The organism is Shewanella sp. M16 (genome assembly GCF_018224605.1).
Lineage (GTDB): Bacteria > Pseudomonadota > Gammaproteobacteria > Enterobacterales > Shewanellaceae > Shewanella > Shewanella oncorhynchi.
In genome coordinates, this window is the sequence record NZ_JAGTUL010000049.1 from 1 (window position 1) to 24,953 (window position 24,953).

Annotated in this window: 41 protein-coding genes and 1 rRNA gene; 35 read left to right on the top strand and 7 right to left on the bottom strand. The window is 45.3% G+C overall.

Going from position 1 to position 24,953, the window contains the following annotated elements; translation table 11 throughout:
- The 29 genes from KFE26_RS21005 to rplQ all read left to right on the top strand — a co-directional run.
- Window positions 1–497, top strand: a 497-nt coding sequence (locus KFE26_RS21005) for an EF-Tu/IF-2/RF-3 family GTPase (protein ID WP_249195863.1), incomplete at its 5' end; no start/stop codon positions are given.
- A 334-nt stretch (window positions 498–831) separates the two neighbouring features.
- Window positions 832–1,143 (top strand): 30S ribosomal protein S10, encoded by a 312-nt coding sequence (gene rpsJ / locus KFE26_RS21010; RefSeq protein ID WP_006083601.1) that lies wholly within the window; start codon window positions 832–834, stop codon window positions 1,141–1,143.
- A gap of 30 nt (window positions 1,144–1,173) precedes the next feature.
- Window positions 1,174–1,812 (top strand): 50S ribosomal protein L3, encoded by a 639-nt coding sequence (gene rplC, locus KFE26_RS21015; protein WP_006083600.1) that lies wholly within the window; start codon window positions 1,174–1,176, stop codon window positions 1,810–1,812.
- 17 nt (window positions 1,813–1,829) lie between these two features.
- Window positions 1,830–2,435, top strand: coding sequence for a 50S ribosomal protein L4 (rplD, locus tag KFE26_RS21020; protein ID WP_113941598.1), 606 nt, complete (start codon window positions 1,830–1,832; stop codon window positions 2,433–2,435).
- Window positions 2,435–2,737 carry a 50S ribosomal protein L23 gene (gene rplW / locus KFE26_RS21025; protein WP_025008843.1) on the top strand — a complete coding sequence of 101 codons (303 nt, stop codon included), beginning with the start codon at window positions 2,435–2,437 and terminating at the stop codon, window positions 2,735–2,737. Before rplD ends, rplW begins: the two co-directional genes overlap by 1 nt.
- A gap of 16 nt (window positions 2,738–2,753) precedes the next feature.
- On the top strand, window positions 2,754–3,578 hold the full coding sequence (rplB, locus tag KFE26_RS21030) for a 50S ribosomal protein L2 (protein WP_006083597.1): 825 nt from the start codon (window positions 2,754–2,756) through the stop codon (window positions 3,576–3,578).
- Window positions 3,579–3,592: 14 nt separating this feature from the next.
- Window positions 3,593–3,871 carry a 30S ribosomal protein S19 gene (gene rpsS, locus KFE26_RS21035; protein WP_006083596.1) on the top strand — a complete coding sequence of 93 codons (279 nt, stop codon included), beginning with the start codon at window positions 3,593–3,595 and terminating at the stop codon, window positions 3,869–3,871.
- 15 nt (window positions 3,872–3,886) lie between these two features.
- Window positions 3,887–4,219: a 50S ribosomal protein L22 gene (rplV, locus tag KFE26_RS21040; protein WP_006083595.1), complete on the top strand. Its 333-nt coding sequence runs from the start codon at window positions 3,887–3,889 to the stop codon at window positions 4,217–4,219.
- A 9-nt stretch (window positions 4,220–4,228) separates the two neighbouring features.
- Window positions 4,229–4,921, top strand: a complete 693-nt coding sequence (gene rpsC / locus KFE26_RS21045; protein ID WP_006083594.1) for a 30S ribosomal protein S3 — start codon at window positions 4,229–4,231, stop codon at window positions 4,919–4,921.
- Window positions 4,922–4,932: 11 nt separating this feature from the next.
- Window positions 4,933–5,343 carry a 50S ribosomal protein L16 gene (gene rplP / locus KFE26_RS21050; protein WP_006083593.1) on the top strand — a complete coding sequence of 137 codons (411 nt, stop codon included), beginning with the start codon at window positions 4,933–4,935 and terminating at the stop codon, window positions 5,341–5,343.
- Window positions 5,343–5,534, top strand: a complete 192-nt coding sequence (gene rpmC, locus KFE26_RS21055) for a 50S ribosomal protein L29 (RefSeq protein ID WP_006083592.1) — start codon at window positions 5,343–5,345, stop codon at window positions 5,532–5,534. Before rplP ends, rpmC begins: the two co-directional genes overlap by 1 nt.
- Window positions 5,534–5,782, top strand: coding sequence for a 30S ribosomal protein S17 (rpsQ, locus tag KFE26_RS21060; RefSeq protein ID WP_006083591.1), 249 nt, complete (start codon window positions 5,534–5,536; stop codon window positions 5,780–5,782). Before rpmC ends, rpsQ begins: the two co-directional genes overlap by 1 nt.
- A gap of 180 nt (window positions 5,783–5,962) precedes the next feature.
- Window positions 5,963–6,331 (top strand): 50S ribosomal protein L14, encoded by a 369-nt coding sequence (rplN, locus tag KFE26_RS21065; protein WP_006083590.1) that lies wholly within the window; start codon window positions 5,963–5,965, stop codon window positions 6,329–6,331.
- An 11-nt stretch (window positions 6,332–6,342) separates the two neighbouring features.
- Entirely contained in the window at window positions 6,343–6,657 is a 315-nt protein-coding gene (gene rplX / locus KFE26_RS21070; protein WP_006083589.1) for a 50S ribosomal protein L24, read from the top strand.
- A 12-nt stretch (window positions 6,658–6,669) separates the two neighbouring features.
- Complete coding sequence (rplE, locus tag KFE26_RS21075) at window positions 6,670–7,209, top strand: 50S ribosomal protein L5 (protein WP_006083588.1); 540 nt, start codon at window positions 6,670–6,672, stop codon at window positions 7,207–7,209.
- A gap of 10 nt (window positions 7,210–7,219) precedes the next feature.
- Entirely contained in the window at window positions 7,220–7,525 is a 306-nt protein-coding gene (gene rpsN, locus KFE26_RS21080) for a 30S ribosomal protein S14 (protein ID WP_006083587.1), read from the top strand.
- 24 nt (window positions 7,526–7,549) lie between these two features.
- The gene (gene rpsH, locus KFE26_RS21085; protein WP_006083586.1) at window positions 7,550–7,942 is read left to right on the top strand and encodes a 30S ribosomal protein S8; all 393 of its coding nucleotides are present in this window, start codon (window positions 7,550–7,552) and stop codon (window positions 7,940–7,942) included.
- Window positions 7,943–7,952: 10 nt separating this feature from the next.
- Window positions 7,953–8,486, top strand: a complete 534-nt coding sequence (gene rplF / locus KFE26_RS21090) for a 50S ribosomal protein L6 (RefSeq protein WP_105251036.1) — start codon at window positions 7,953–7,955, stop codon at window positions 8,484–8,486.
- Window positions 8,487–8,496: 10 nt separating this feature from the next.
- Entirely contained in the window at window positions 8,497–8,847 is a 351-nt protein-coding gene (gene rplR, locus KFE26_RS21095) for a 50S ribosomal protein L18 (protein ID WP_006083584.1), read from the top strand.
- Between the two features lie 11 nt (window positions 8,848–8,858).
- A complete protein-coding gene (gene rpsE / locus KFE26_RS21100; protein WP_006083583.1) occupies window positions 8,859–9,362 on the top strand; it encodes a 30S ribosomal protein S5 in 504 nt (167 codons plus the stop codon).
- A 6-nt stretch (window positions 9,363–9,368) separates the two neighbouring features.
- Window positions 9,369–9,551, top strand: a complete 183-nt coding sequence (rpmD, locus tag KFE26_RS21105) for a 50S ribosomal protein L30 (protein ID WP_006083582.1) — start codon at window positions 9,369–9,371, stop codon at window positions 9,549–9,551.
- A gap of 3 nt (window positions 9,552–9,554) precedes the next feature.
- Complete coding sequence (gene rplO, locus KFE26_RS21110) at window positions 9,555–9,989, top strand: 50S ribosomal protein L15 (protein ID WP_006083581.1); 435 nt, start codon at window positions 9,555–9,557, stop codon at window positions 9,987–9,989.
- A gap of 7 nt (window positions 9,990–9,996) precedes the next feature.
- Window positions 9,997–11,337: a preprotein translocase subunit SecY gene (gene secY / locus KFE26_RS21115; protein ID WP_007644459.1), complete on the top strand. Its 1,341-nt coding sequence runs from the start codon at window positions 9,997–9,999 to the stop codon at window positions 11,335–11,337.
- 21 nt (window positions 11,338–11,358) lie between these two features.
- Window positions 11,359–11,472, top strand: coding sequence for a 50S ribosomal protein L36 (gene rpmJ, locus KFE26_RS21120; RefSeq protein ID WP_006083579.1), 114 nt, complete (start codon window positions 11,359–11,361; stop codon window positions 11,470–11,472).
- Window positions 11,473–11,589: 117 nt separating this feature from the next.
- Entirely contained in the window at window positions 11,590–11,946 is a 357-nt protein-coding gene (gene rpsM / locus KFE26_RS21125; RefSeq protein ID WP_011787581.1) for a 30S ribosomal protein S13, read from the top strand.
- 15 nt (window positions 11,947–11,961) lie between these two features.
- A complete protein-coding gene (gene rpsK, locus KFE26_RS21130) occupies window positions 11,962–12,354 on the top strand; it encodes a 30S ribosomal protein S11 (RefSeq protein WP_006083577.1) in 393 nt (130 codons plus the stop codon).
- Between the two features lie 32 nt (window positions 12,355–12,386).
- Window positions 12,387–13,007 carry a 30S ribosomal protein S4 gene (rpsD, locus tag KFE26_RS21135; RefSeq protein ID WP_006083575.1) on the top strand — a complete coding sequence of 207 codons (621 nt, stop codon included), beginning with the start codon at window positions 12,387–12,389 and terminating at the stop codon, window positions 13,005–13,007.
- A 24-nt stretch (window positions 13,008–13,031) separates the two neighbouring features.
- The gene (locus KFE26_RS21140; protein ID WP_006083574.1) at window positions 13,032–14,021 is read left to right on the top strand and encodes a DNA-directed RNA polymerase subunit alpha; all 990 of its coding nucleotides are present in this window, start codon (window positions 13,032–13,034) and stop codon (window positions 14,019–14,021) included.
- A 40-nt stretch (window positions 14,022–14,061) separates the two neighbouring features.
- Window positions 14,062–14,457, top strand: coding sequence for a 50S ribosomal protein L17 (gene rplQ / locus KFE26_RS21145; protein ID WP_006083573.1), 396 nt, complete (start codon window positions 14,062–14,064; stop codon window positions 14,455–14,457).
- Between the two features lie 57 nt (window positions 14,458–14,514).
- Here rplQ and KFE26_RS21150 read toward each other — a convergent pair whose 3' ends face one another.
- The 6 genes from KFE26_RS21150 to ccmA form a co-directional block, all read right to left on the bottom strand.
- Window positions 14,515–15,465: an ABC transporter substrate-binding protein gene (locus KFE26_RS21150; RefSeq protein ID WP_249195865.1), complete on the bottom strand. Its 951-nt coding sequence runs from the start codon at window positions 15,463–15,465 to the stop codon at window positions 14,515–14,517.
- A 196-nt stretch (window positions 15,466–15,661) separates the two neighbouring features.
- On the bottom strand, window positions 15,662–16,150 hold the full coding sequence (ccmE, locus tag KFE26_RS21155; protein ID WP_105251038.1) for a cytochrome c maturation protein CcmE: 489 nt from the start codon (window positions 16,148–16,150) through the stop codon (window positions 15,662–15,664).
- Window positions 16,147–16,347: a heme exporter protein CcmD gene (ccmD, locus tag KFE26_RS21160; RefSeq protein WP_105253042.1), complete on the bottom strand. Its 201-nt coding sequence runs from the start codon at window positions 16,345–16,347 to the stop codon at window positions 16,147–16,149. Before ccmD ends, ccmE begins: the two co-directional genes overlap by 4 nt.
- The gene (locus KFE26_RS21165) at window positions 16,347–17,093 is read right to left on the bottom strand and encodes a heme ABC transporter permease (RefSeq protein ID WP_105251039.1); all 747 of its coding nucleotides are present in this window, start codon (window positions 17,091–17,093) and stop codon (window positions 16,347–16,349) included. The genes ccmD and KFE26_RS21165 overlap by 1 nt, the downstream gene beginning before the upstream one ends.
- A 1-nt stretch (window position 17,094) precedes the next feature.
- Window positions 17,095–17,781 carry a heme exporter protein CcmB gene (ccmB, locus tag KFE26_RS21170; RefSeq protein WP_006079706.1) on the bottom strand — a complete coding sequence of 229 codons (687 nt, stop codon included), beginning with the start codon at window positions 17,779–17,781 and terminating at the stop codon, window positions 17,095–17,097.
- Window positions 17,782–17,792: 11 nt separating this feature from the next.
- Entirely contained in the window at window positions 17,793–18,443 is a 651-nt protein-coding gene (gene ccmA / locus KFE26_RS21175; RefSeq protein ID WP_131525727.1) for a cytochrome c biogenesis heme-transporting ATPase CcmA, read from the bottom strand.
- 318 nt (window positions 18,444–18,761) lie between these two features.
- Here ccmA and KFE26_RS21180 point away from each other — a divergent pair, with 318 nt between their 5' ends.
- The gene (locus tag KFE26_RS21180; RefSeq protein ID WP_105251041.1) at window positions 18,762–19,061 is read left to right on the top strand and encodes a c-type cytochrome; all 300 of its coding nucleotides are present in this window, start codon (window positions 18,762–18,764) and stop codon (window positions 19,059–19,061) included.
- 61 nt (window positions 19,062–19,122) lie between these two features.
- On the opposite strand, the gene ccmI is transcribed toward KFE26_RS21180, so the two are convergent.
- A complete protein-coding gene (gene ccmI, locus KFE26_RS21185) occupies window positions 19,123–20,373 on the bottom strand; it encodes a c-type cytochrome biogenesis protein CcmI (RefSeq protein WP_168827730.1) in 1,251 nt (416 codons plus the stop codon).
- Window positions 20,374–20,773: 400 nt separating this feature from the next.
- Between ccmI and KFE26_RS21190 the strand changes: the two genes are divergently transcribed.
- The 5 genes from KFE26_RS21190 to KFE26_RS21210 all read left to right on the top strand — a co-directional run.
- Complete coding sequence (locus KFE26_RS21190; RefSeq protein ID WP_105251043.1) at window positions 20,774–22,753, top strand: heme lyase CcmF/NrfE family subunit; 1,980 nt, start codon at window positions 20,774–20,776, stop codon at window positions 22,751–22,753.
- A gap of 11 nt (window positions 22,754–22,764) precedes the next feature.
- Window positions 22,765–23,319 (top strand): DsbE family thiol:disulfide interchange protein, encoded by a 555-nt coding sequence (locus KFE26_RS21195; RefSeq protein WP_105251044.1) that lies wholly within the window; start codon window positions 22,765–22,767, stop codon window positions 23,317–23,319.
- The gene (nrfF, locus tag KFE26_RS21200) at window positions 23,316–23,795 is read left to right on the top strand and encodes a heme lyase NrfEFG subunit NrfF (RefSeq protein ID WP_105251045.1); all 480 of its coding nucleotides are present in this window, start codon (window positions 23,316–23,318) and stop codon (window positions 23,793–23,795) included. Before KFE26_RS21195 ends, nrfF begins: the two co-directional genes overlap by 4 nt.
- Entirely contained in the window at window positions 23,792–24,379 is a 588-nt protein-coding gene (locus tag KFE26_RS21205; RefSeq protein ID WP_113941593.1) for a TlpA family protein disulfide reductase, read from the top strand. Before nrfF ends, KFE26_RS21205 begins: the two co-directional genes overlap by 4 nt.
- A 502-nt stretch (window positions 24,380–24,881) precedes the next feature.
- Window positions 24,882–24,953, top strand: a 16S ribosomal RNA gene (locus tag KFE26_RS21210); the annotation flags it as partial.

Genomic DNA, 24,953 nt, shown 5'->3' on the forward strand with positions numbered 1-24,953 from the left:
GTCGTGTTGAGCGTGGTATTGTTAAAGTGGGTGACGAAGTTGAAATCGTTGGTGTTCGCACAACGACTAAAACAACGTGTACTGGTGTAGAAATGTTCCGTAAACTGCTTGACGAAGGTCGTGCAGGCGAGAACTGTGGTGTGTTATTACGTGGTACTAAGCGTGATGACGTAGAACGTGGTCAAGTATTGGCTAAACCAGGTTCAATCAACCCACACACGACTTTTGAATCAGAAGTTTACGTTCTGTCAAAAGAAGAAGGCGGACGTCACACTCCATTCTTCAAAGGCTACCGTCCACAGTTCTACTTCCGTACAACTGACGTAACCGGTACTATCGAACTGCCAGAAGGCGTAGAGATGGTAATGCCTGGCGATAACATCAAAATGGTAGTGACTCTGATTTGCCCAATCGCGATGGACGAAGGTTTACGCTTCGCAATCCGTGAAGGTGGTCGTACAGTTGGTGCTGGTGTAGTAGCTAAAATCATCGCTTAATTGCGATAGAGATTAGTTTGAAAAGGAAGCTTCGGCTTCCTTTTTTGTTTGAGGGCTGGTTTTATTCACAAATTTGTGTAAAATGCTCGCCACTCTGAAGTTAAATAGTTATTTGATGACTATTTACACAGCGGGCTTGATATCCGGATTTAGATAGGTATAATGGCCCCCTCGTCGACTTAGGTTGACGAATTAAATGATTAGTCGCTGAAGTTAATCATTATCATAGCGGCTCCGATTGGGAGTCGAACGGTTAAATCATCTCGCTCTGCTTTTCTATATTGAAGAAGCTAGAGGGTGATTTTTTATATGTCCATTTTAGGAGCTCTGGTCAATGCAGAACCAAAGAATCCGTATCCGCTTAAAGGGATTTGATCATCGCTTAATTGATCAGTCTACAGCGGAAATCGTTGAAACTGCTAAGCGTACAGGCGCGCAGGTTCGTGGTCCAATTCCACTACCTACTCGCAAAGAGCGTTATACCATTTTGATCTCTCCGCACGTTAATAAAGATGCTCGTGACCAGTACGAATTACGTACACACAAGCGCCTGGTTGACATCGTAGAGCCAACTGAAAAGACTGTTGACGCGTTAATGCGTTTAGATCTTGCGGCTGGTGTCGACGTACAGATTAGCTTGGGTTAATTGAGATCCTAGTAAGAAGAGGTTTGAGAGATGGCTATCGGTCTTATTGGTCGTAAAGTTGGTATGACTCGCATCTTCACTGAAGATGGTGTTTCAATACCAGTTACTGTAATTGAAGTTGCAGGAAACCGTGTTACTCAAGTGAAAACTTTAGAAACTGACGGCTACCGTGCACTTCAAGTTACAACTGGCACCAAAAAAGCCAATCGCATCACTAAACCAGAAGCAGGTCACTTTGCCAAGAGCGGCGTTGAAGCCGGTCGTGGTTTGTGGGAAATGCGTTTGGTAGACGGTGAAGGCGAGGGCATTGAAGTTGGTGCTGAGCTAAATGTTGATATTTTCGCAGACGTAGCGAAAGTTGATGTTACTGGTCAATCAAAAGGTAAAGGCTTCCAAGGCGGCGTTAAGCGTTGGAACTTCCGTACTCAAGATATGACTCACGGTAACTCTTTGTCGCACCGCTCGAATGGTTCTATCGGTCAGAACCAAACGCCTGGTCGCGTATTCAAAGGCAAAAAAATGTCAGGCCATATGGGTGCCGAGCGTGTTACTACTCAAAATCTAGTTGTTGTTCGTGTAGATGTTGAGCGTAACCTGCTACTAGTCCGTGGCGCTGTTCCTGGCGCTACCAATGGCGACTTGATTATCAAGCCTGCCGTTAAAGCTTAAGGTCTGAGGAGATAGTAATGGAATTGGTATTGAAAGACGCGCAAAGCGCTCTTGAAGTTTCCGAAACTACCTTCGGCCGTGACTTTAACGAGGCACTGGTTCATCAGGTAGTTGTAGCATACGCTGCAAACGCGCGTCAGGGCACTCGTGCTCAAAAGACTCGTGCGGAAGTAACTGGCTCAGGCAAAAAGCCTTGGCGCCAAAAAGGAACTGGCCGTGCTCGTGCTGGTTCTGTTAAAGGCCCAATCTGGCGTGGCGGTGGCGTAACATTCGCTGCTAAAACCCAAGATCACAGCCAAAAAGTTAACAAAAAGATGTACCGCGGCGCGCTGAGAAGCATTCTGTCTGAATTGGTACGTCAAGAGCGTTTGGTTATTGTTGAATCTTTCGGTGTTGAAGCTCCTAAAACTAAAGAGCTGAAAGCTAAATTGAAAGCAATGAACCTTGAAGACGTTCTGATTGTGACTGCAGAAGTTGATGAGAACTTATTCTTAGCAGCTCGTAACTTGTACAAGGTTGACGTTCGTGATGTAGCGGGTCTAGACCCAGTGAGTCTGATCGCCTTCAACACTGTGCTTGTGACTGCTGACGCAGTGAAGCAAATCGAGGAGATGCTAGCATGATGATCCGCGAAGAACGTTTGCTAAAAGTTATTCTCGCTCCACATATCTCTGAAAAGAGCACTGTGAACGCTGAGAAGCACAACACTGTTGTTTTCCGCGTAGCTATCGATGCAACTAAAGCTGAAATTAAAGCTGCTGTTGCTAAGCTATTTGAAGTTGAAGTTGATTCAGTTCGCACTTTAGTGAGCAAAGGCAAAACTAAACGCACTGGTGGCCGTACTGGTCGTCGTAGCGATTGGAAAAAAGCCTATGTGACTCTAGCTGCTGGTGCTGACATCGATTTCGTCGGCGGCGCTGAGTAAGCAAAGGAGAATTATCATGGCAGTTATTAAGTGTAAGCCAACCTCTCCAGGTCGTCGCCACGTAGTTAAAGTGGTGAACACTGACCTGCACAAGGGTAAACCTTTTGCTGGCTTGTTGGCGAAAAAATCTAAAAGTGGTGGCCGTAACAATACTGGCCGTATCACTGTCCGTCACGTAGGTGGTGGTCATAAGCAGCATTATCGTCTAATCGACTTCAAACGCGATAAAGATGGTATCCCTGCAAAGATTGAGCGTCTGGAATACGATCCAAACCGTACTGCTAACATCGCGTTAGTATTGTATGCGGATGGTGAGCGTCGTTATATTCTTGCTGCCAAAGGCATGCAAGCTGGCGATAAGATCCAGTCTGGTGTTGCTGCCGAGATCAAAACCGGTAACGCTATGCCACTGCGCAACATCCCAGTAGGTTCTGTAGTTCACGCAGTTGAAATGAAGCCTGGTAAAGGTGCTCAGATCGCTCGTTCTGCAGGTGCTTATGTACAAGTTGTTGCTCGTGATGGCGCATATGCCACTCTACGTCTTCGCTCTGGCGAAATGCGTAAAGTGCCAGTTGATTGCCGCGCGACATTTGGTGAAGTTGGTAATGCCGAACACATGCTACGCCAGTTAGGTAAAGCAGGTGCTAAGCGCTGGAGAGGCATACGTCCTACAGTGCGTGGTGTTGCAATGAACCCAGTAGACCATCCACACGGTGGTGGTGAAGGCCGTACTTCTGGTGGTCGTCACCCAGTGACTCCATGGGGTGTGCCAACTAAGGGTTATAAAACTCGTAGTAACAAGCGCACTGACAAGTACATCGTACGTCGTCGTAATAAATAGTAAGAGGATTCGCCATGCCACGTTCTCTCAAGAAAGGTCCCTTCATTGACCTGCACTTGCTGAAGAAGGTAGAGAAAGCGATGGAAGCCGGTGACAAAAAGCCTATTAAGACTTGGTCACGTCGCTCTATGATCATTCCAAATATGATTGGTTTGACCATCGCTGTCCATAATGGTCGTCAGCACGTTCCTGTGTTCGTAACTGACGAAATGATCGGCCACAAACTTGGTGAATTTTCACCAACTCGCACTTATCGCGGCCATGCTGCAGATAAGAAAGCGAAGAAGCGTTAATACGGGAGGAATAAGATGGAAGTTTTAGCTAAACATCGTTTTGCCCGTACGTCTGCGCAGAAGGCCCGTCTGGTTGCTGATCAAATTCGTGGATTGCCTGTTGCTAAGGCCCTCGAAATTTTGACTTTCAGCCCCAAGAAAGCCGCCGTACTGGTTAAAAAAGTACTTGACTCAGCTATCGCAAACGCCGAACACAACGAAGGCGCGGATATTGATGAGCTTAAAGTCGGAGCCGTCTTCGTAGATGAAGGCCCAACTATGAAGCGTATCATGCCACGTGCTAAAGGCCGCGCTGATCGTATCATGAAGCGTACCAGCCACATTACTGTGGTTGTATCAGATCGCTAGGAGAGAGCAATGGGACAGAAAGTACATCCTAATGGTATCCGTCTGGGTATCACCAAGCCTTGGATCTCTACCTGGTACGCAGATAAATCAGATTACGCAAGTAACCTGAACAGCGACTGGGAAGTGCGTAAGTTTCTTGTAGAGAAATTACAAGCTGCTTCAGTATCTAAGATTGTTATCGAGCGTCCAGCGAAAAGCATCCGCGTTACCATTCACACTGCCCGTCCAGGTGTTGTGATCGGTAAGAAAGGTGAAGACGTTGAAGTATTGCGTGCTGCAGTGTCAAAACTTGCTGGCACTCCTGCTCAAATTAACATCGCTGAGATCCGTAAACCTGAGCTAGATGCCAAGTTAGTTGCTGACTCAATTGCACAGCAATTAGAGCGTCGCGTAATGTTCCGTCGTGCTATGAAGCGCGCAGTTCAAAACGCAATGCGTATTGGTGCTCAAGGTATCAAAGTACAAGTTAGTGGCCGTTTAGGCGGAGCTGAGATTGCGCGCGATGAGTGGTATCGTGAAGGTCGTGTACCTTTACATACTTTGCGTGCTGATATCGACTATTCTACATCTGAAAGTCACACCCAATACGGTGTGATTGGCGTTAAAGTTTGGATCTTCAAAGGTGAAGTTCTAGACGGAATGCTGCCACAGATTGAAGAGCCGAAGCAGCAGCAACCTAAGCGCAAGCCTCGTGGTAAATAGGAGAGCCGGCAATGCTGCAACCTAAACGTATGAAGTTTCGCAAGATGTTCAAAGGCCGCAACCGCGGTCTAGCGAACGGTACCGAAGTTAGCTTTGGTACTTTTGGTCTGAAAGCAGTCGGCCGTGGCCGTTTAACTGCACGTCAGATCGAATCTGCACGTCGTGCCATGACACGTCACATTAAGCGTCAGGGACAAATTTGGATTCGAGTTTTCCCGGACAAGCCGATTACCTCTAAGCCTCTTGAAGTGCGTATGGGTAAAGGTAAAGGTAACGTTGAATACTGGGTATGTCAGATTCAACCTGGTAAGGTTCTTTATGAGATGAATGGTGTTTCTGAAGTGATCGCTCGTGAAGCGTTTGCTTTGGCTGCTGCCAAGCTTCCAATTAAGACTACCTTCGTAACTAAGACGGTGATGTAATGAAAGCGAGCGAACTGAGAGAAAAGAGCGTTGAAGAACTGAACGCTGAACTACTTGGTCTGCTGCGTGAGCAGTTCAACCTGCGTATGCAACACGCCACTGGTCAGTTGACTCAGACTAATCAACTGAAATTGGTGCGCCGTAACATTGCGCGCGTTAAGACCATTATTACTTCTAAGGCGGGTGCATAATGTCTGATAAAATCCGTACTTTGCAGGGTCGTGTAACTAGCAACAAAATGGACAAGTCCATTACTGTTGCTATCGAACGCCAAGTGAAACACCCAATTTATGGGAAATACATTAAGCGTACGACAAAGATCCATGCACATGACGAAACGAATCAGTGCAATGAAGGCGATTTAGTAGCGATTCGCGAATGTCGTCCTTTGTCTAAGACTAAGTCTTGGACCCTGGTTGAAGTAGTATCAAAGGCCTAAGTTAATTAGGTATTTAGGTAAACGGCTCCAGAATGTGGGGCCGTTTGTTTTTTAATACTATACATTCCACTTTTATGGTGTTATATTTGCGCGCCATTTTTGACTAAATTAATAGCAAAAATGAGTGTTTTTATTGTCCCATAGTGGGAATTGTGTAGTAACGATAGCGGAGCACTTAAAATGATCCAAATGCAATCGACTCTTGACGTTGCTTGTAACAGCGGCGCACGCAGAGTTCAGTGTATTAAGGTCTTGGGTGGCTCTCATCGTCGTTATGCCGGTATCGGCGACATCATCAAAGTTTCTGTTAAAGAAGCGATTCCTCGCGCTAAAGCGAAGAAAGGCGATGTGTATAACGCGGTGGTAGTCCGTACTAAGAAAGGCGTACGTCGTCCAGACGGTTCTGTCATTCGCTTCGATCGGAATGCAGCTGTTCTTTTGAACAACAACCTGCAGCCGATTGGTACTCGTATCTTTGGACCAGTGACACGTGAATTGCGTAATGAGCAATTTATGAAAATTGTCTCGCTGGCACCAGAAGTACTGTAAGGAGCTTCAAAATGGCAGCTAAAATACGTCGTGAAGACGAAGTGATTGTATTAGCAGGTAAAGACAAGGGTAAACGTGCAAAAGTTTCTCAAGTCCTTCCTACTGGTAAATTGATTGTTGAAGGCATCAATCTTGTCAAAAAACACCAAAAGCCAAACCCACAATTGGGCGTAGCTGGCGGTATTGTTGAGAAAGAAGCACCGATACAAGCATCAAATGTAGCGATTTTCAACTCTGCCACTGGCAAAGCTGATCGCGTTGGTTTCCGCTTTGAAGACGGCAAAAAAGTTCGTTTCTTCAAATCGAACAGTGAACTCGTTAAGTAATTGGAGTAAACGATGGCGAAACTGCATGATAAATACCAAGAGACTGTTGTCGCTGAACTTGCTAAAAAGTTCGGTTATACCAGTGTCATGCAAGTCCCTCGGATTGAGAAAATCACCCTGAACATGGGTGTTGGCGAAGCTGTTGCAGACAAGAAAATCATGGACCATGCTGTCCGTGATATGACTGCAATCGCTGGTCAAAAGCCAGTTGTGACTGTAGCTCGTAAGTCAGTTGCTGGTTTTAAAATCCGTGAAGGCTACCCTATTGGCTGTAAAGTGACCCTACGCGGTGAGCGTATGTGGGAATTCTTAGAGCGTTTAGTCGATATCGCAATCCCACGTATTCGTGACTTCCGTGGCTTAAGCGCTAAAGCGTTTGACGGCCGTGGTAACTACGCAATGGGCGTGCGTGAGCAGATCATCTTCCCAGAAATCGATTACGATAAAATCGATAAGATTCGTGGTATGGATATTGTTATCACTACTACTGCGAAGAATGATGAAGAAGGTCGTGCTTTGTTAGACGCTTTTAACTTCCCATTCAAGAAATAAGGGTAGCGTAATGGCAAAAACATCAATGAAAGCACGTGAAGCTAAACGTGCACAGCTCGTGGCCAAGTACGCTGAAAAGCGTGCGGCTCTTAAGACTATCATTGCAAGTCCAGCTTCTTCTGACGAAGATCGTTGGGATGCGGTTCTTAAGCTGCAAGCTCTACCACGTGATTCCAGCGCTGCGCGTCAACGCAATCGTTGTAATCAAACTGGTCGCCCTCATGGCTTCTTACGTAAATTCGGCTTAAGCCGTATCAAATTACGTGAAGCAACCATGCGTGGTGAAGTTCCTGGCCTGCGTAAGGCCAGCTGGTAAGCACTTGTCACGGAGTAAGCTAATATGAGCATGCAAGATCCTATTGCGGATATGTTAACCCGTATTCGTAACGGCCAAGCTGCTAACCACGTATCAGTGAAGATGCCTTCAGCTAAGTTGAAAGTCGCAATTGCGAAACTACTTAAAGATGAAGGTTATATTGCTGATTACGCCGTAGCAGATGAAGCCAAGCCTGAACTGGAAGTTACTTTAAAGTATTTCCAAGGCCAACCAGTCGTTGAGACTATCCAGCGTGTAAGTCGCCCTGGTCTTCGTATTTACAAAGGTAAAAACGAACTTCCAAAGGTGATGGGCGGTCTGGGTGTCGCAATTGTGTCCACTTCTAAAGGCTTGATGACTGATCGTGCCGCCCGCCTTGCAGGCATGGGTGGCGAGGTTATCTGCTACGTAGCTTAAGGAGCTAGGAATGTCTCGTGTAGCAAAAGCACCAGTATCTATTCCAGCTGGCGTAGAGGTGACCTTGAACGAACAGACCCTTACCGTCAAAGGCGGAAAAGGTAGTCTGACTCGAGTGATCAACAATGCGGTCAATGTTGTTATTGAAGCCGGCGTAGTTAAGTTCCTCCCTGTTGAAGGCGTTGTTAACGCTTGGGCACAGGCTGGTACAACTCGTGCATTAGTAAACAACATGGTTGTTGGTGTATCTCAAGGTTTTGAGCGTAAGTTAAAGTTAGTTGGCGTTGGTTACCGTGCGAAACTCGTCGGTGCTGATATTGACCTTACTTTAGGTTTCTCTCATCCGTTAGTACACAAACTGCCCGCAGGCGTTACTGCAGAGTGCCCTAGCCAAACTGACATCGTCCTACGTGGCGTTGATAAACAGTTAATTGGCCAAGTCGCTGCTGAGATTCGCGGATATCGTCCACCAGAGCCATACAAAGGCAAAGGTGTTCGCTATGACGACGAAGTAGTACGCCGTAAAGAGGCTAAGAAGAAGTAGGTAACGCGATATGGATAAGAAAACATCTCGCTTACGTCGCGCTACTCGCGCTCGTAAGAAGATCCAAGAGCTGGGCGTGAACCGTCTGGTTGTACATCGTACACCGCGTCACATTTATGCTCAGGTGATCAATCCTGAAGCTCAGGTGTTGGCAGCTGCTTCAACCGTAGAAAAAGCGGTTAAAGAGCTACTGAAGAGTACCGGTAACGTAGACGCAGCGAAAGCAGTAGGTAAATTTGTTGCTGAGCGCGCGATCGAAAAAGGCGTAACTTCAGTTGCGTTCGATCGTTCTGGTTTCAAGTATCACGGTCGTGTAGCTGCTTTAGCAGATGCAGCTCGTGAAGCTGGCCTGAAGTTCTAAGGGGTTATAAAATGGCTAAATTAGAAGCTCAGCAAAAAGACGATCTGCAAGAGAAATTAATTGCAGTTAATCGTGTTTCTAAAGTAGTTAAGGGCGGTCGTATCTTTAGCTTCACAGCACTGACAGTAGTGGGTGACGGTAACGGTAAGATTGGCTATGGCTATGGCAAAGCACGTGAAGTTCCAGCCGCGATTCAAAAAGCGATGGAAAAAGCTCGTCGTAACATTGTGACCGTTGAGTTGAATGCAGGTACTCTGCATCACCCAGTTAAAGGTCGTCATACTGGTTCACTTGTGTACATGCAACCTGCATCACAAGGTACTGGTATTATTGCCGGTGGCGCAATGCGTGCCGTATTGGAAGTAGCAGGCGTGCATAACGTTCTGTCAAAAGCATACGGTTCTACTAACCCGATCAACATCGTTCGCGCGACTGTCGATGCATTGGTGCACATGAAGTCACCTTCGCAAATCGCAGCTAAGCGTGGCCTGAATGTTGACGAAATTCGGGGGTAATGCACCATGGCAACTAAAACTGTAAAAGTTACTCAAACTAAAAGCGGTATCGGTCGTTTACCGAAGCACCGTGCAACCCTAACGGGTCTTGGTTTGCGTCGCATTGGTCACACTGTTGAATTAGAAGATACTCCTTCTGTTCGCGGTATGATCAACAAGGTCTACTACATGGTTAAGGTGGAGGATTAATAGATGCGTTTAAATACTCTATCTCCAGCTGCAGGCTCTAAGCATGCACCAAAGCGTGTAGGCCGTGGTATGGGCTCAGGTCTAGGTAAAACAGCGGGTCGTGGTCATAAAGGCCAAAAGTCTCGCTCTGGTGGCGGTGTACGCCCAGGATTCGAAGGTGGTCAAATGCCACTGAAAATCCGTTTACCTAAATTTGGTTTTACCTCGCGTCGCGCTATGGTAACAGCTGAAGTTCGTGTACTCGAACTGGCAAAAGTTAACGGTGATGTTATCGACTTAAACGCTCTGAAAGATGCGAACGTAATAACTCGCAACATCCAGTTTGCGAAAATTGTTCTTTCAGGTACCATTGAGCGCCCTGTGACTGTTAAAGGTCTGAAGGTAACCAAAGGTGCACGTGCAGCTATTGAAGCTGCCGGCGGTAAGATCGAGGAATAATACGTCGATGGCAAAACCAGGACTTGATTTAAAAAGCGCGAAAGGTGGACTTTCTGAATTGAAAGCTCGCCTCCTGTTCGTGATTGGTGCGATTATCGTCTTTAGAGCCGGTTCGTTTGTGCCAATTCCTGGTATTGACGCAGCTGTATTAGCAGAGCTGTTTGCTCAGCAAAGTGGAACCATCCTTGGCATGTTTAACATGTTCTCGGGTGGTGCCCTTGAGCGTGCCTCTATCTTTGCATTAGGTATTATGCCGTACATTTCGGCATCGATTATCATGCAACTGTTGACTGTCGTACATCCTGCACTCGCTGAATTGAAAAAAGAAGGCGAATCAGGACGTAAGAAAATCAGTCAATATACCAGATGGGGTACCTTAGTGCTGGGTACATTCCAGTCGGTCGGTATTGCAACCGGGTTACCAAACTTAGTGCCAGGCCTTGTGGTCAACATTGGATTTGGATTCTACTTTGTTGCGGTTGTGAGCTTAGTAACAGGAACTATGTTCCTTATGTGGCTAGGTGAGCAAATTACCGAACGTGGTATAGGTAATGGTATCTCGATTTTGATTTTCGCAGGTATTGTTGCTGGATTACCTTCCGCTATCGGCCAAACGGCTGAGCAGGCGCGTCAAGGTGACTTGAATGTGTTAGTATTGTTGTTGCTCGCGGTAATTGTGTTTGCAGTGACTTATTTTGTAGTGTTTGTGGAACGTGGTCAGCGTCGAATCGTCGTTAACTATGCTAAGCGTCAGCAAGGCCGTAAGGTGTTCGCTGCGCAAAGTACCCATCTACCGCTGAAAATAAACATGGCAGGTGTTATTCCGCCAATTTTTGCGTCAAGCATCATTTTGTTTCCTGGAACACTGGCTCAGTGGTTCGGTCAAAATGAGTCCATGTCATGGTTGAGTGATTTTTCACTGGCTGTGTCACCTGGACAACCGCTTTACTCATTATTATATGCAACAGCGATTATCTTTTTCTGTTTCTTCTATACTGCGTTGGTGTTTAACCCACGTGAAACAGCAGATAACTTGAAGAAGAGTGGTGCATTCATCCCTGGGATCCGTCCTGGAGAACAGACTTCGCGTTACATTGATAAAGTTATGACCCGTTTGACATTGGCAGGCGCGTTATACATAACCTTTATCTGCTTAATTCCGGAGTTCATGTTAATTGCGTGGAAAGTACAGTTCTATTTCGGCGGTACTTCACTACTAATTATGGTAGTCGTAATCATGGACTTCATGGCTCAGGTTCAGACGCATATGATGTCTCATCAGTATGAGTCTGTGATGAAGAAAGCTAACCTAGTTAACAAAGCGAATTTAGATCGCTTTGGTCGCTAAGTAGCTTTACGGAGTGATGAAATGAAAGTTCGAGCTTCCGTGAAGAAGATCTGCCGTAACTGCAAGATCGTCAAGCGTAGTGGCGTTGTACGCGTTATCTGTGTTGAACCAAAACACAAACAGCGTCAAGGCTAAAAAGTAATTTGTTCAGCCCATGAATTGGGCTGAACAAAATTTTGTTTGCAAATCTGTCGACTGTCGAGTATCCTTTCGGGCTTTTCGCAGTTGGCCTTTAACTTTAAGGAGTGCATAGTGGCCCGTATCGCTGGCATTAACATTCCTGATCAAAAGCATACAGTCATCGCATTGACTGCAATTTTCGGCATCGGCCGTACTCGCGCTAGAGCAATCTGCGCGGCTACAGCAATCGCTGAAACTGCTAAGATCAAGGAATTGAGCGAAGCTCAAATAGACACACTACGCGAAGAAGTCGCCAAATACCTAGTAGAAGGTGACTTACGTCGTGAGATTTCAATGAACATCAAGCGTCTTATGGATCTTGGTTGTTATCGTGGTCTCCGCCATCGCCGTAGCCTGCCTCTCCGTGGGCAACGTACTAAGACCAATGCGCGTACGCGTAAAGGTCCACGTAAACCTATTAGAAAGTAACGGGAAGGTAAAGCAATGGCTAAAGTTCCGTCACGTTCTCCGCGTAAGCGCGTACGTAAACAGGTTGCAGATGGCATGGCTCATATCCATGCTTCTTTCAACAACACTATTGTCACCATTACAGATCGTCAAGGTAATGCGTTGTCATGGGCTACTTCAGGTGGTTCAGGTTTCCGTGGTTCACGTAAATCTACTCCATTTGCTGCACAGGTGGCTGCTGAGCGTGCAGGTGCTGCTGCTCAAGACTACGGTTTAAAAAACCTTGAAGTGTTTGTGAAGGGTCCAGGTCCAGGTCGTGAGTCAGCCATTCGTGCGCTGAACGCTGTTGGTTATAAAATTACCAACATTACCGATGTGACGCCGATCCCTCATAATGGTTGTCGTCCTCCTAAAAAGCGTCGTGTATAACGCCGTTTCATTAGGATAGTTGGAGAAAGATCATGGCAAGATACTTGGGTCCCAAGCTCAAGCTCAGCCGCCGAGAAGGTACAGACCTTTTCTTAAAAAGCGGTGTGAGAGCAATCGATTCAAAGTGTAAACTGGAAACTGCACCTGGACAACATGGCGCTCGTAAGCCACGTTTGTCAGAGTACGGTACTCAGTTACGCGAAAAACAAAAAGTTCGTCGTATTTACGGTGTGTTAGAAAAACAATTCCGTAACTATTACAAAGATGCTGCACGTACTAAAGGCAACACAGGTGAAAACCTGCTTCAGCTTTTAGAAACCCGTCTTGATAACGTTGTTTATCGTATGGGCTTCGGTGCAACTCGTGCAGAATCACGTCAGCTAGTAAGCCATAAATCTATTATGGTTAACGGTCGTGTTGTTAACATTCCATCATTCAAAGTGTCTGCGAATGATGTTGTGAGCATCCGCGAGAAGTCACGTACTCAAGCTCGTATTAAAGCGGCTTTAGAAGTGGCAGCTCAACGCGAGAAGCCTACATGGGTTGAAGTCGACAACGCGAAAATGGAAGGTGCTTTCAAGCGCGTTCCAGAACGTAGCGATTTGTCTGCGGAAATTAACGAACAGCTGATCGTCGAGCTTTACTCTAAGTAAGGCTAACAAACAAGAGAGGACACAATGCAGGGTTCTGTTACAGAATTTCTTAAACCGCGTCTCGTTGATATCGAGCAGGTTAACTCAACACGTGCCAAGGTTACATTGGAACCACTTGAGCGTGGTTTCGGCCACACTTTAGGTAACGCGTTGCGTCGCATCCTATTGTCGTCTATGCCCGGCTGCGCGGTTACCGAAGTCGAGATTGACGGTGTACTGCACGAATACAGCAGTAAGGAAGGCGTTCAAGAAGATATCCTTGAGATCTTGTTAAACCTGAAAGGGTTAGCAGTGACCATCGAGGGTAAAGACGAGGCTATGCTTACGTTGAGCAAGTCCGGCGCAGGCCCTGTCATCGCAGCAGATATCACGCATGATGGTGATGTCACTATCGTGAATCCTGATCATATTATCTGTCATCTGACAGGTAACAATGATATCAGCATGCGTATTCGCGTTGAGCGTGGTCGTGGTTATGTACCAGCATCTGCTCGTGCACAGACCGAAGACGATGATCGCCCAATCGGCCGCTTGCTGGTTGATGCTTCTTTCTCGCCAGTTGCACGTATTGCCTACAATGTAGAAGCAGCACGTGTAGAACAGCGTACTGACTTAGATAAACTCGTTATCGATATGACCACAAACGGTACTATCGATCCTGAGGAAGCTATCCGTCGTTCTGCAACTATTCTGGCTGAACAGCTAGATGCGTTTGTAGAGTTACGTGACGTGACTGAGCCAGAGCTGAAAGAAGAGAAACCGGAATTCGATCCGATTCTGCTGCGTCCTGTCGACGATTTAGAGCTAACTGTACGTTCGGCTAACTGCTTGAAAGCCGAAGCGATTCATTACATCGGAGATCTGGTACAGCGCACTGAAGTTGAGTTGCTGAAAACCCCGAACTTAGGTAAGAAATCTCTTACTGAAATTAAGGATGTTTTAGCTTCTCGCGGACTGTCGTTAGGTATGCGTTTGGAAAACTGGCCTCCAGCTAGTTTAGCAGACGACCTATAAGTCTCAGGTTTGTACAGATTTAGGTTATAAGGATTAGGTCATGCGCCATCGTAAGAGTGGTCGTCAACTAAACCGTAACAGCAGTCATCGCCAAGCCATGTTTCGCAACATGGCCGGTTCACTAGTTCGTCATGAGATCATCAAGACAACTGTGGCTAAAGCGAAAGAACTGCGTCGCGTAGTTGAGCCTCTGATAACACTTGCTAAGAGTGACAGCGTTGCAAACCGTCGTTTAGCGTTTGCACGTACTCGCGACGCTGAAGTCGTTGGTAAGTTATTTACTGAGTTGGGTCCACGTTACCAGGAACGTCCTGGTGGCTATACCCGTATCCTTAAGTGCGGTTTACGTGCTGGTGATAAAGCCCCTATGGCTTACATCGAGCTAGTTGGTCGCCCAGAAGCTGCTCAAGCTGTTGATGTTGAAGCTGCTGAGTAATTAAGGTTACACTTTTAAAAAGCCGGGCATTAGCCCGGCTTTTTTATGCCTTTTTTACTATTTTACCCAAAGTGTGCTTTTCTCGATTTCTTTTGGGAGGACGATATTCCATTTAGCTAAGCCTTTCTGGCTAAACATGTATTTTCCAAGATCATCTGTTACTGGGAAAATATTTTCGGGTTTCTCGCCGCCGAGTATTTTTGTCGCCATATTCGCTGCAATCTTGCCATGATGATAGCCATCGAGAACATAGCCACCAATATTGCCTTCAGCAGAGACACTAAATCCCCAAAACCCAAAATTCGGTACCGGAGTATGTTCAGATATCCATTTTAGGAGCTGATCTGCATCTACTGAGCTGTTATCTGCATCTCTAACTGTGTGGTATAGCGCCACGACTATAGCGTTATAACCCTGTTCCTTCGCGGTCAATACATTCCGCTGCCAATCCGTTAGCTGTGACAATTGCACTAAATTAACTTCGATATCGCCTAACATGCTTGAGTGTTGTTTACTGATGTATTCAGCCGCTGAGTCAGAGGTGACTCCTTGGTCGAATAGAACTAAGATTTTTCTGTGCACAGTTTGCGGTAGTAAACGTTGAATGAGCAGTAGTGAACGTCGTAATAGTGGTCTCTCAATGACGCCTGTGAAGCGTTTGTGTTCATTGAGATGATATTCTCTAGGATTCATATTCACCCCTAAATAGACTACTGGGATTAGGCTGTCATTTAGGCGCTGGTGTAAGAGATTAACCGCATTATCATCGGCGAGAATAACCAATTGAGGTGCTTGTTGTTGAATGTATTTCCATGCTAAGTCAGCCCGTTCAGCAAATTGCTCTTGGGGTAAGCGTTTGGTATCCATCTCGAAATAACTAACATCATGGTGAGGGCTGAGCGTGTCATAAATCGCTTGATAGTATTCTTGGTCCCATTGATAGCTATGATGGTAGCTTTCGATAACAACAACTTTAGCAGCATTGGCTTCATGAGAGAGACCTATCAAGCAGATAATTAGGAAGCTTAGAATGTGTTGCAAACTAGAGTTTAGTTGTCTTATTTGAATCATATGCAGTCTTAGGTATTGGCGCTGCCTAGAGTATAGTCCACCTTTAATTGTGCATATTCAGATAATAAAAAAGCCTCACTAGTTATTAAGCTAGGAGGCTTAGTTTGTACGCTATTGCTGATCCATCAATAACCTACTTAGTATCAGGTGCCTTTTGCTGGCTATAATCTAACTTTTCGTGCTTTTGGCCCATGGCTTCAGCGACTTCTGGTGGCATGTAGTTTTCATCATGCTTAGCGAGTACTTCAGTTGCTTCTAGTTTGCCATCAGCACCCAGTACACCCTGAGCAACAATGCCTTGTCCTTCACGGAAAAGATCGGGCAATAGGTCGTCATAAGTGACCAGTACTTCACCGCCGAGGGAGTCATGTACTGCAAATTCGACATGCAAGCTTTTGGGATCTCGCACCATAGAACCTACCGTCACCATTCCGCCGACACGAATACGTTGGCCAATTTCAGGTTTTACGCCAGTGTCTGTCTTGCCGTGGACAATTTCAGACGGAGTATAGAATAAGTTCAAGTTGGAGTTCAGCGCATAGAGCAAAAGCGAAGTAATCGCAGCAACGCCACCGATTAATGCTACAGCTAATGTCAGTCTTTTTTTGCGTCTTGGGTTCACGATTTAGTACTCCTAGTTTCTTTTAGGCGTTCTTCTCTATCCATCTTCTTCGCGATATCAATTAACACCTTACGCTTTTGGCGTGCGCTGGTAATGATGAGCGTAGAGAGGCAGAAGAAGGTCACTCCGTAGGATAGCCATACATAGAATGCATAGCCGCCCATATTAAAAAAATCACTGATTGAATCGAATTGCATCATTTGACCTCCTCCGCTTTAGCTAGTTCACGGACCCAAGGGCGCATGCCATTTCTTGCTAAAATTTCTGCTCTAAAACGAACAATAGTGATGGCGCCAATCATAAGACCGAAGCCCAGTATGTTAATTAACAGTGGATAGAGCATTTCCGTCGACATTGTCGATTTCTCGGTAATGCGTATTGTCGACGGTTGATGTAATGAGCTCCACCATTCAACAGAGTATTTGATGATAGGAATATTGATCACACCGACGATCGCTAAGATCCCTGCAGCACGAGCTGCGAGCACTTTATCCTCAAATGAGGCATAGAGCGAGATCACACCTAGATATAGGAATAGTAATACCAGCTCAGAAGTTAAGCGTGCATCCCATACCCACCAAGCACCCCACATAGGTTTACCCCATGCCGCTCCAGTAAAGAGTGCGATAAAGGTGATCACTGCGCCAATGGGAGCAATAGATGCTGCAGCCCAGTCGGCAAGTTTTATCTGCCAAACTAGACCGATAAAGGCCGCTGTTGCCATACCCATATAAGCCGCCATTGACATAGACGCGGCAGGAACATGGATAAAGATAATACGGTAGCTATCTCCCTGCTGGTAATCCGTCGGCGCGAAGACGAGTCCCCATGTAGTGCCAACAGCAATCAATAGACCGGCTAAGATCGCAAACCATGGAAATAACGTTCCTGATAATTTATATGCGCGTTCAGGATCCGCGTAAGGGTGTAACCATTTCCACATTTTAGTTAGTACTCACTCGCAGAGATGCACCAATTGCAAAAGGTGCTAAGGTTAACGATCCGACCAGCATAGCGCCTATTATAGCGAGCTGACCATCATAGGGTAAATTCATTCCTGCCGCGTCTATGGCACTCGTTGCAAAAATGAGTACTGGGATATATAGGGGCAAAATAAGTAAGCTGAGTAACACGCCGCCTTTTCTTAGACCGACGGTTAATGCCACACCGATAGCACCTAACAGCGACAATACTGGCGTGCCTAGCGCAAGCGTCGAAATTAACGCACCGTAGCTGTTGCCGTCTAGATTGAGTAATACCGCTAACAGTGGTGCGATAATAATCAGTGGCACACCAGTTAAAATCCAGTGGGCTAACACTTTAGCTAATACGAGAATGGCTAATGGCTGTGGACTTAATAGCATTTGTTCTAAGCTACCATCACTAAAGTCGGCTTTGAAAAGCCTTTCAAGTGACAACATTGATGCTAATAATGCGGCGACCCAAATAATCCCTGGTGCCACACGTGCTAACATTTGCGGCTCTGGTCCAATTCCCAGCGGAAACAAGGTAACGACCATAATAAAAAATAGCAGTGGGTTAAAAATGTCGCCGCGGTGGCGAATAGCAATTTTAAGATCTCGCTGCAGCAAGGTGAAAAATGCTTGGGTAAAACTGATGCCTCTTTTCATTGAGCCTGACCTTATATGAAGCGATAATCGAGACGAATTTTACGAAGCCTATCATCTGTGATAATGCCCATATCTTGGTGAGTTGTGAGTATCACACAGCCACCATTATCCGCATGCTGAATAAATAACTGCTCCAGTTCTTCGACGCCTTTTTTATCGATTGCAGTAAAAGGTTCGTCAAGGATCCAAATTTTACAGTTGCTATGCCACAATCTTGATAGCGCTGTTCTGCGATGCTGGCCTGCGGATAAATGCCCCGCGAGAGCTTCTTCAAAGCCCGTTAAATTGACTTTGGCTAAAATCTCTGACGTATCAAAGTCATCATAACCACTGATTCTTAAATTGAAATTAAGGTTTTCTTCGGCAGTCAGCTCGCATTTCACGCCAGCTAAATGGCCTAAATACAAGAGGTCTTCATTGTATTCATCGCGGCAACGGTTTATGTCTTCATTAATGTAAAAAGTTTGTCCGGCATAGGGGCGAGAAAGGCCCGCCAATATGCGTAATAAACTGGTCTTTCCTGCGCCGTTAGGGCCTTCAATCTGAACAATGTCACCGGCATTTATATCAAAACTTAACTCATCAAAAAGGATACGTTCTTCGCGGATACAGGTCAGCTTGCTGGCTGACACTAATGTGGTTTCTTTAGTTATATTTGTCACTGAACCCTCTATCTCAAGCCGGAAGGAAACACAAGTCATTCTAACACAAACGTTATTGGGGGTTTACTCTTGGTTTGCACTAGATGTCAGCAATATGATGTGGTTCCAATAACCGCAATATTTATCGAACTTTTTTACGACTTGCTAATATATTAACGAATTTGTCATCCTTGTCGCCTGATTCATTTTGTGTTGAGATTCTAATCACAAAAAGATGAGATTTCTTGAAGTTTGTAGTAATCTTAGTCGGCTATAATGAGTCTGCCTAAGTAAGGGCGGCGCCGAGCTTTGTACGTATTTGCATTAGGAACATTGAACATGAAAAAACTGTTAGCAATGACTGCTGTCGCTGCTTTGACTATGTCAGTTAACGCTTCAGCTCAAGATGCTGAGGCTATTTATAATAAGGCATGTACCGTATGCCACAGCATGGGTGTTGCTGGTGCTCCAAAAGTGCACAACGCTGCAGAATGGGAACCACGCTTAGCTAAGGGTGTTGACGCTCTAGTGAAGAGTGTGAAAACTGGTCTGAATGCTATGCCACCAGGCGGTATGTGTACTGATTGTACTGATGATGATTACAAAGCTGCTATCAAATTTATGTCTACAGCTAAGTAATTTTTCAGATATAAAAAAACCGGCGAAAGCCGGTTTTTTTATATCTGCAATTAACTGCGATTTATTGCACTTGAGTATCAAGTACTAGGTTCGCTGTATCGCCTACGGCGACTTTACTGATCTTGCCTTGAATATCACCCGTTTGCGGTTTGATATTACCTTGTTTAGACAGCACAGCGATCACTTCCACATTGGCTGCATCGCTTAACTTCACATCACCACCCATACCGCTGCTGTCATCTAATGTCACTGTAATCGGGAAAGACTTAGCACTGACTTTGGTTGCAGCTAATGGGACTTTAGGTCCTTCAGTTGCACGGGCAAAGATGAAAATGGTGTCTTCTGGACTGGCTTTAGCCGCAAGTTCTGCAGAGATAGATATAGTGACATTGACCGATTTAGCACTCGCTTTGACTTGCTTATGTGCATCATCATTTGGCATGCCAGCGGTTTCCGACTGCATGCGTAAGTTAGCGGTTTCGATTGCATTCATAAGAGCAGCACGATCAACGTCGGCACGACCGCTATCTAAAATCGTTTGCCAAGAGGTGATGGCTTTCTTGTAGTCAGCAGTAAAGAAAGCATCCATACCCACGAGCAGTAGCGTTGAAGGATCTTGGGCATCCATAGCTAAGGACTCATCGATAAGAGCTTGGATTTGCGGTGTCATTTGTTGACCCGCTTTGTAATACATCGCCGTTGCTTTTGGACCGAGCAATTCTGCATGCTTCCCGACTAATTCGATTACTTTATCGAAAGCCGCAATCGCTTTATCGTATTGGTTTGCTGATACATAAGCATGACCTAAGCTAAACCACAGTTGGCTGTTTTCTGGCTCGGCTTTAACTTGAGCCTCCATCATCTGCACGCGTTGCATCATGATTTGAGCCGTATCCATTCCTGCATGTGGATTTGCAGGTTGTTGAGCACTATCAATATTCTCGAAGGCACCTAAGTGTTGATAGAGATAGCCTGAGATGACAATCAAACAAACTGACATGATCGACGGCCACAGAATCGTCTTTGGCTTTATTTGGTTGACCAGTGAATCGTCGTTCGCTTGTTTGATGTCTTGGAGTAGACTGATTTCCAGTTCTTTCTTCAATGCATCAAATTCGGCTTGATCGAGTAGCTCTTCACTTAATTCTTTTTCAAGAACGCCTAAGCGCTCATTGAACAATTCAAGGTTCGTTTGTTTACGAACTCCAGCTTCTTCCGTTTTCAGCAATTTTTGCTGTCTGAAGTGCGGGATCCAAATCAGCATCAGGCCGACTAACATAACAAGCGCAATAAAAATCCAAAATGTCGTCATTGTTTCTATATTCACTTTAGTTTGCAGAAAGCGGAGTAACCGCTAGGCTTGGAAGCAAGATTATACGTAAAGATTGTTCATTGAACAGTAATATAAGGTAATCCCAGTGCTGAAAGCTTATAGTTGGGCACTGGTTCACAAATTGATTCTTCTTGTAAATTTTGTATGAAACTTAAGTGTCATTTGTCGGTCACATGCAGAACTGAGCCTCTTCCGTGACTTTCATCGACCTCTAAAATTGAGAATGAGACAAGTAACCCAGTTTTGTACGAAAGAGGCAGACAGGAACAATAGCAAATACTAAAATGAGCAAAATTTCGTGCATTTGCGTGAATAGCATGTTGTGCGTTGAGATAGAGTCTTTCTAAATCAACATATTATTGAAGACTGAGGAAAACCCATGATCCCAGAACTTGGACACTTTGCGTTGATAATAGGGGTGGCTTTTGCCTTCTTATTAATCAGCGTCCCCCTAATAGGTGTTGCCAGAAAAGACCAATACCTTGTTAGGTACGCTTGGCCATTAACGTACGGAATGTTCTTTTTTATTACCTTATCTGTTGTCGTGCTGGCTTATAGTTTTGCCGTCGATGATTTCTCGGTCGCCTATGTGGCACATCATTCAAATTCTCAGTTACCTATCTTCTTTAAGATCTCGGCCGTATGGGGCGGTCATGAAGGGTCACTGTTATTTTGGGTGTTTGCTTTATCAACTTGGGCGGCTGCGGTTGCCTTGTTTAGCAAAGGTTTAGAAGAAGTATTTACTGCCCGTGTGCTGGCAGTATTGGCTCTTATTGTGATTGGCTTTAGTTTGTTTATGCTACTCACATCTAGCCCATTTGAACGTTTATTCCCGATCCCTGCCGAAGGTCGTGACTTAAATCCAATGCTGCAGGACGTGGGATTAATCTTCCATCCTCCTATGTTGTACTTAGGTTATGTGGGCTTCTCTGTAAGCTTTGCATTTGCGATTGCTGCGCTGATGAGCGGCCGTCTCGATTCTGCATGGGCTCGTTGGACTCGTCCATGGACATTGGCTGCTTGGACCTTCCTTACGGGCGGTATCGCTCTAGGATCTTGGTGGGCTTATTATGAATTAGGCTGGGGCGGTTGGTGGTTCTGGGATCCCGTTGAGAACGCCTCTTTTATGCCTTGGTTAGTGGGTACTGCGCTTGTTCACTCTTTGATTGTGACTGAGAAACGCGGCGCCTTCCGTAACTGGACTGTATTACTGTCTATTTTTGCTTTCTCTTTAAGTTTGCTTGGTACCTTTATTGTTCGCTCAGGTGTATTAACCTCAGTGCATTCATTTGCAGCCGATCCAAGCCGCGGTATGTTCATCCTGTTGTTACTTGGTTTAGCTGTTGGTGGTTCATTAACACTGTTTGCTTTACGTGCCAGTGAAATGAGTAGTCCAGCCCGTTTCGAGCTTAAGTCTAAAGAAACTATGCTCTTAGTGTGTAACGTGCTACTGACGGTTGCCGCAGGTACGGTACTATTGGGTACATTATATCCATTGCTCATCGATGCACTTGGCATGGGTAAAATCTCTGTTGGACCTCCATACTTTAATGCGGTGTTCGTGCCTATCGTATTAGTGCTATTTGGCTTTATGGGTATTGGTCCAATTATTCGCTGGAAAAAATCGAAAGCGGGCGAGCTTAAGCGTCAGCTATTGATCCCAGCAATGATTGCTGCTGCTATCGGTATTGTGACGCCTTTTATCGTCGATGGTGTATTCAATATTTGGGTTACCTTTGGTATTGCAGCCGCGGCTTGGATTATTCTGGCTACCGCAAGAGCGGCCTATAACATGGTCAAGTCGAAAGAAGGTGATATCAGCATCAGTCGCATGGGCCGTAGTCAGCTTGGTATGATCTTCGCGCATCTCGGTATTGCCGTTTCTGTGATTGGTGCCACTATGGTGTCAAATTACTCGATTGAGAAAAGTGTTCGTATGGGACCTGGTGTAAGCCAAGAACTCGCCGGTTATACTTTTAAGTATCTCGAGACCAAAAACGTAGTGGGTCCTAACTACACTGCACAGCAGGGACAGATAGAGATCTACAAGGGCGATGAGCTACTGACATTACTAAAACCCGATCGTCGTCAATATAATGTGCGAACTATGGATATGACAGAAGCCGGTATTGACTGGGGTCTATTCCGTGACTTGTACGTGACTATGGGTGACCCTATTACCAGCACTGAATTTGCGGTTCGTTTAAACTATAAGCCGTTCGTGCGTTGGTTATGGTTTGGGGCAATTTTCATGATGATAGGTGGATTCTTCGCTGCATCGGATAAACGTTACCGTGCGAAAGTCACTGCAGCCGTCGCGCCTTTGGCCGAAAAGGCAAAATTGGCAACGGCTCAATAATTGGGGAATGTATGAAGAAGTTGGTTCTGTTTATCCCATTGGTCATATTTCTCGCCATGGGGGTGTTTCTATATAAAGGGTTATTTCTGAATCCGCAGCAATTGGATTCAGCACTGGAAGGGAAGCCTATTCCGGCTTTCCAACTGGAACGCCTAGAAACACCGGCTGAGATCATAACGAATGAGCAATTAAAAGGTAAGGTATCATTACTTAACGTATGGGCGACGTGGTGTCCATCTTGTAAATATGAGCATCCTTTCTTAGTGATGCTAAAACGTAAAAATCTTTTGCCAATTTACGGGATCAACTATCGTGATGAGCGTGTTCCTGCGTTAGAAGAGTTAAAACGTCAGGGCGATCCCTACAACGTTAATATTTATGATAAAGATGGGCGTTTAGGATTAGATCTTGGCGTTTATGGTGCTCCAGAGAGTTTTATTGTTGATCACAACGGTATTATCCGTTTCCGTTATGCAGGTCCAATAGACCAACGCGTATGGAGTGAAACCCTTTACCCTATGATCCAACAATTACAAGCTGAAGCAGCGAAGGATGGCGCAGCATGAGAACGCTGATAAAAATCATAGGTGGTCTAGTGCTGATGTTCAGCATGACGACCGCCGTCATGGCAACACCAGTTGATACTTACGAATTCAAGTCACCTGAAAATCAAAAGCGCGGTTTGTCTTTGGCCCATGAACTACGTTGTCCACAGTGTCAAAACCAAAATTTGATCGACTCCAATTCACCCGTTGCTCGAGATCTGCGTCTTGAGGTATTCAAGATGGTTGACGAAGGAAAAGGGGATGATGAGATCATCGAGTTTATGACCAGTCGTTACGGTGAGTTTGTTCTCTATAAACCTAAGATGGAAACCAAGACCTACATTCTCTGGTTAGGTCCTATTGGTTTATTACTTCTGGGTCTAGTGATTGGATTCATCTTCATTCGTAAGCAACGTATTGGCGGTAATGTGCCGAACGAAATTAGCGCAGAAGATCAGCGCGAGTTAGATACCTTGCTAAAGCGCAATACAAAATGAAGCATAAAGTCATAACGGCATTCATGTTGTCATCCATTCTTTCGGTATTTGTTGCTGGGGTCGCGCATGCGTACCCTGGTATGCAGCAAACGGCTAAACCGATGGAATCAACGGTTGATTTGATTAATGTACTGCCAAAGACTTTTCCTATTGAGCCTGTTGCCTTTAATGATGTCGATGGTAAAGCTATCGACTTTAGCCAATTTAAAGGCAAGATCATTATGGTTAACATGTGGGCGACTTGGTGTCCGCCATGTGTCAGAGAGTTGCCTGCAATCGAAAGGTTAGCAACTAAGTTCAAGACTGAAGATTTTGTCGTACTGCCTATCTCTATTGATGCAGAAGGTAAGCAGCAGGTTCAGCCGTTCTTAAGTTCATTAGGTATGGCGAATTTCAACTCTTACTACGATCAACCACAAAGTCTTGGGAACGTTTTTCCGCTCGACACGATTCCTGCGACCTTTATTCTTGATCAACAGGGTCAATTAATTGCCTTTGTTCGATCTTATGTTGATTGGGATGACGTAAAAGCCGTCTCGCTAATCCAAGGTTTTATCGATAAAGGCAGTAAAAAGCCCAATTAATGGGCTCTTTGCATGTAAAATAATCGCCATCGTTTAAAAGATCGCCATGCGATCTTTTTTCATTTAAAAAGCCCTTGCACAAAAAGTTTCACTGCCTATAATGCGCATCCACTGACACGGCAGACAGCGTTAAGCAGCCTGATGTGACAGTTCATCGATGAGTTTACTGATTGATGAGTGTTGAGAAAGTTTGCAAAAACTCCTTGACGCGAAACGGGAAATGCGTAAAATGCACGACCCTGAGCTGATGAAGCATCAGCACGACCCGCCGGTAACGGTATGTGGTCAACGCTCTTTAACAAGATAAAACAAGAAATCTGTGTGGACACTCACAGGTGTTGAGTTAATCGAAACTGCTTAGCCTTCGGGTTGGCAGTCAAAATTTAAATCAATGTAACAATGAGTGTTCATAGTAATATGTACAGTTTGTTTCTTTAGTTAGAAACAAAAAAATCAGAATTCATTGAGCCGCTGAAGTCGCAAGACGGAAGCAACAAAACTTTAATTGAAGAGTTTGATCATGGCTCAGATTGAACGCTGGCGGCAGGCCTAACACATGCAAGTCGAGCGGCAG

Bases quoted from the DNA above. Each gene is read 5' to 3' on its own strand.
- rpsJ (WP_006083601.1), top strand. From the start codon at position 832: ATGCAGAACCAAAGAATCCGTATCCGCTTAAAGGGATTTGATCATCGC.
- rplC (WP_006083600.1), top strand. From the start codon at position 1,174: ATGGCTATCGGTCTTATTGGTCGTAAAGTTGGTATGACTCGCATCTTC.
- rplD (WP_113941598.1), top strand. From the start codon at position 1,830: ATGGAATTGGTATTGAAAGACGCGCAAAGCGCTCTTGAAGTTTCCGAA.
- rplW (WP_025008843.1), top strand. From the start codon at position 2,435: ATGATCCGCGAAGAACGTTTGCTAAAAGTTATTCTCGCTCCACATATC.
- rplB (WP_006083597.1), top strand. From the start codon at position 2,754: ATGGCAGTTATTAAGTGTAAGCCAACCTCTCCAGGTCGTCGCCACGTA.
- rpsS (WP_006083596.1), top strand. From the start codon at position 3,593: ATGCCACGTTCTCTCAAGAAAGGTCCCTTCATTGACCTGCACTTGCTG.
- rplV (WP_006083595.1), top strand. From the start codon at position 3,887: ATGGAAGTTTTAGCTAAACATCGTTTTGCCCGTACGTCTGCGCAGAAG.
- rpsC (WP_006083594.1), top strand. From the start codon at position 4,229: ATGGGACAGAAAGTACATCCTAATGGTATCCGTCTGGGTATCACCAAG.
- rplP (WP_006083593.1), top strand. From the start codon at position 4,933: ATGCTGCAACCTAAACGTATGAAGTTTCGCAAGATGTTCAAAGGCCGC.
- rpmC (WP_006083592.1), top strand. From the start codon at position 5,343: ATGAAAGCGAGCGAACTGAGAGAAAAGAGCGTTGAAGAACTGAACGCT.
- rpsQ (WP_006083591.1), top strand. From the start codon at position 5,534: ATGTCTGATAAAATCCGTACTTTGCAGGGTCGTGTAACTAGCAACAAA.
- rplN (WP_006083590.1), top strand. From the start codon at position 5,963: ATGATCCAAATGCAATCGACTCTTGACGTTGCTTGTAACAGCGGCGCA.
- rplX (WP_006083589.1), top strand. From the start codon at position 6,343: ATGGCAGCTAAAATACGTCGTGAAGACGAAGTGATTGTATTAGCAGGT.
- rplE (WP_006083588.1), top strand. From the start codon at position 6,670: ATGGCGAAACTGCATGATAAATACCAAGAGACTGTTGTCGCTGAACTT.
- rpsN (WP_006083587.1), top strand. From the start codon at position 7,220: ATGGCAAAAACATCAATGAAAGCACGTGAAGCTAAACGTGCACAGCTC.
- rpsH (WP_006083586.1), top strand. From the start codon at position 7,550: ATGAGCATGCAAGATCCTATTGCGGATATGTTAACCCGTATTCGTAAC.
- rplF (WP_105251036.1), top strand. From the start codon at position 7,953: ATGTCTCGTGTAGCAAAAGCACCAGTATCTATTCCAGCTGGCGTAGAG.
- rplR (WP_006083584.1), top strand. From the start codon at position 8,497: ATGGATAAGAAAACATCTCGCTTACGTCGCGCTACTCGCGCTCGTAAG.
- rpsE (WP_006083583.1), top strand. From the start codon at position 8,859: ATGGCTAAATTAGAAGCTCAGCAAAAAGACGATCTGCAAGAGAAATTA.
- rpmD (WP_006083582.1), top strand. From the start codon at position 9,369: ATGGCAACTAAAACTGTAAAAGTTACTCAAACTAAAAGCGGTATCGGT.
- rplO (WP_006083581.1), top strand. From the start codon at position 9,555: ATGCGTTTAAATACTCTATCTCCAGCTGCAGGCTCTAAGCATGCACCA.
- secY (WP_007644459.1), top strand. From the start codon at position 9,997: ATGGCAAAACCAGGACTTGATTTAAAAAGCGCGAAAGGTGGACTTTCT.
- rpmJ (WP_006083579.1), top strand. From the start codon at position 11,359: ATGAAAGTTCGAGCTTCCGTGAAGAAGATCTGCCGTAACTGCAAGATC.
- rpsK (WP_006083577.1), top strand. From the start codon at position 11,962: ATGGCTAAAGTTCCGTCACGTTCTCCGCGTAAGCGCGTACGTAAACAG.
- rpsD (WP_006083575.1), top strand. From the start codon at position 12,387: ATGGCAAGATACTTGGGTCCCAAGCTCAAGCTCAGCCGCCGAGAAGGT.
- KFE26_RS21140 (WP_006083574.1), top strand. From the start codon at position 13,032: ATGCAGGGTTCTGTTACAGAATTTCTTAAACCGCGTCTCGTTGATATC.
- rplQ (WP_006083573.1), top strand. From the start codon at position 14,062: ATGCGCCATCGTAAGAGTGGTCGTCAACTAAACCGTAACAGCAGTCAT.
- ccmD (WP_105253042.1), bottom strand. From the start codon at position 16,347: ATGCAATTCGATTCAATCAGTGATTTTTTTAATATGGGCGGCTATGCA.
- KFE26_RS21165 (WP_105251039.1), bottom strand. From the start codon at position 17,093: ATGTGGAAATGGTTACACCCTTACGCGGATCCTGAACGCGCATATAAA.
- ccmB (WP_006079706.1), bottom strand. From the start codon at position 17,781: ATGAAAAGAGGCATCAGTTTTACCCAAGCATTTTTCACCTTGCTGCAG.
- KFE26_RS21180 (WP_105251041.1), top strand. From the start codon at position 18,762: ATGAAAAAACTGTTAGCAATGACTGCTGTCGCTGCTTTGACTATGTCA.
- ccmI (WP_168827730.1), bottom strand. From the start codon at position 20,373: ATGACGACATTTTGGATTTTTATTGCGCTTGTTATGTTAGTCGGCCTG.
- KFE26_RS21190 (WP_105251043.1), top strand. From the start codon at position 20,774: ATGATCCCAGAACTTGGACACTTTGCGTTGATAATAGGGGTGGCTTTT.
- KFE26_RS21195 (WP_105251044.1), top strand. From the start codon at position 22,765: ATGAAGAAGTTGGTTCTGTTTATCCCATTGGTCATATTTCTCGCCATG.
- nrfF (WP_105251045.1), top strand. From the start codon at position 23,316: ATGAGAACGCTGATAAAAATCATAGGTGGTCTAGTGCTGATGTTCAGC.
- KFE26_RS21205 (WP_113941593.1), top strand. From the start codon at position 23,792: ATGAAGCATAAAGTCATAACGGCATTCATGTTGTCATCCATTCTTTCG.